This is a genomic window from Desulfosporosinus nitroreducens (assembly GCF_023897015.1).
GTDB lineage: Bacteria > Bacillota > Desulfitobacteriia > Desulfitobacteriales > Desulfitobacteriaceae > Desulfosporosinus > Desulfosporosinus nitroreducens.
In genome coordinates, this window is the sequence record NZ_JAMHFY010000081.1 from 1 (window position 1) to 1,549 (window position 1,549).

Here is a 1,549-nt window from a genome sequence, read left to right on the forward strand (position 1 = left end):
ATTCGCTTGGTCAATTCTGTCTAAGTATCATTAACGTATTAAAAATGTGGCACCCCCTTCCTGCTTCTAGACTTATATAAAGCAAAAGTTGTGCCACATTTACTGAATATTCAGAAACATTAACAAGGTCTAGTCCGCCCTCTCTTTGCGTCTTAATATTATCGCAATGTTGCTAGAGACTTTAGGCAACTCTGCCCAGGCAAGGTTGCCTATTTATTGCATTCCCGCCAATGTTTCAATTCGCCAATTCCATTCATTTGCATTATGCATAAGAGTAGAAATGGTGAATTGTTAGGTAATAATGTAACTGTTAGCGACAACCCAAAGCCCTAGAAATAACTAAGCGCTGAATTTCGGACGTTCCTTCCCCTATTTCCAATAGTTTTGCATCACGTAGATACCTTTCTACATGATAATCTTTCATATAGCCATATCCACCGTGAATTTGGATAGCCTCTAGCGAGTTCTTGACCGAAGTTTCCGAAGCATGTAGTTTTCCCATGGCTGATTCTCTACCAAAAGGCAGATGAGCATCTTTGAGACTTGCTGCCCGTAAGATCATCAGGCGTGACAACTCAGTTTGGGTAGCCATGTCTGCAAGTTTAAATTGGATAGCCTGAAAACTACTTAGCGTTTGCCCGAATTGCTTACGCTCCATAGAATACTTCAATGACTTATCTAGTGCACCTTGGGCAATGCCCACGCCCATTGCCCCTATGCTGATCCTACCACCGTCTAATATTTTCATGAATTGACGAAAACCATTGTTTTCTTCACCTAAAAGATTTCCTGCTGGTATTTCTACATCCTCAAAAACAAGTTCTGTAGTGTTGGAAGCATGGAGGCCCATTTTGTCATAAGGCGTATTAATCTGGAATCCTGGAGTACCGGGTTCTACCAAAAAGGAACTTATCCCACGGGTTCCCTTTGAAGGATCGGTAAGTGCTGTTACTGTAACAACTCCTGAATAGCTTGCATTAGTTATAAAACATTTCGAGCCGTTAAGAACCCACCCTTTATCCGTTCGACGTGCTCTTGTTCTCGTACCACCTGCATCAGAACCCGCTCCAGGCTCGGTTAACCCAAAAGCAGCCAAATATTTGCCACTAAATAAGGAAGGAAGGTATTTTTCCTTTTGCTCAGGAGTACCGAAGTAATAAATCGGGCTTATCCCCAAGGATAGTAAGGCGGCATAAGTAATTCCAGTTGAGGCACATACCCGGGACAACTCCTCAACAGCTAAAGCATAACTGACCGTGTCTCCACCGGTTCCTCCTACATCCTCTGGAAATGGCAAACCTATAAGTCCTAGTTCCCCCATCTTTTTTACTATTTCCAGAGGGAATTCACCCGTCCGATCACGTTCCTCTGCCCCAGGCTCTACGACCTCATCAGCAAACGAATGCACCATGGCACGCAATGACTTTTGATCTTCAGTTAAACCAAACATTTACCCTACCCCCTTCATTTTTTTATCAAGCGGGAACAAAATAGACGTCAGTGGGTTTGAACTGACTTAATCGTTTAAACTTTGCTTGAATATTCATGC

General features: G+C 42.9%; 1 protein-coding gene. It reads right to left on the reverse strand.

Features of this window, described 5'->3' with window-relative positions; translation table 11 throughout:
• Positions 1 to 310 precede the first annotated feature (310 nt).
• A complete protein-coding gene (locus tag M8E35_RS26220) occupies positions 311 to 1,450 on the reverse strand; it encodes an acyl-CoA dehydrogenase family protein (protein ID WP_073033616.1) in 1,140 nt (379 codons plus the stop codon).
• Positions 1,451 to 1,549: the final 99 nt, after the last annotated feature.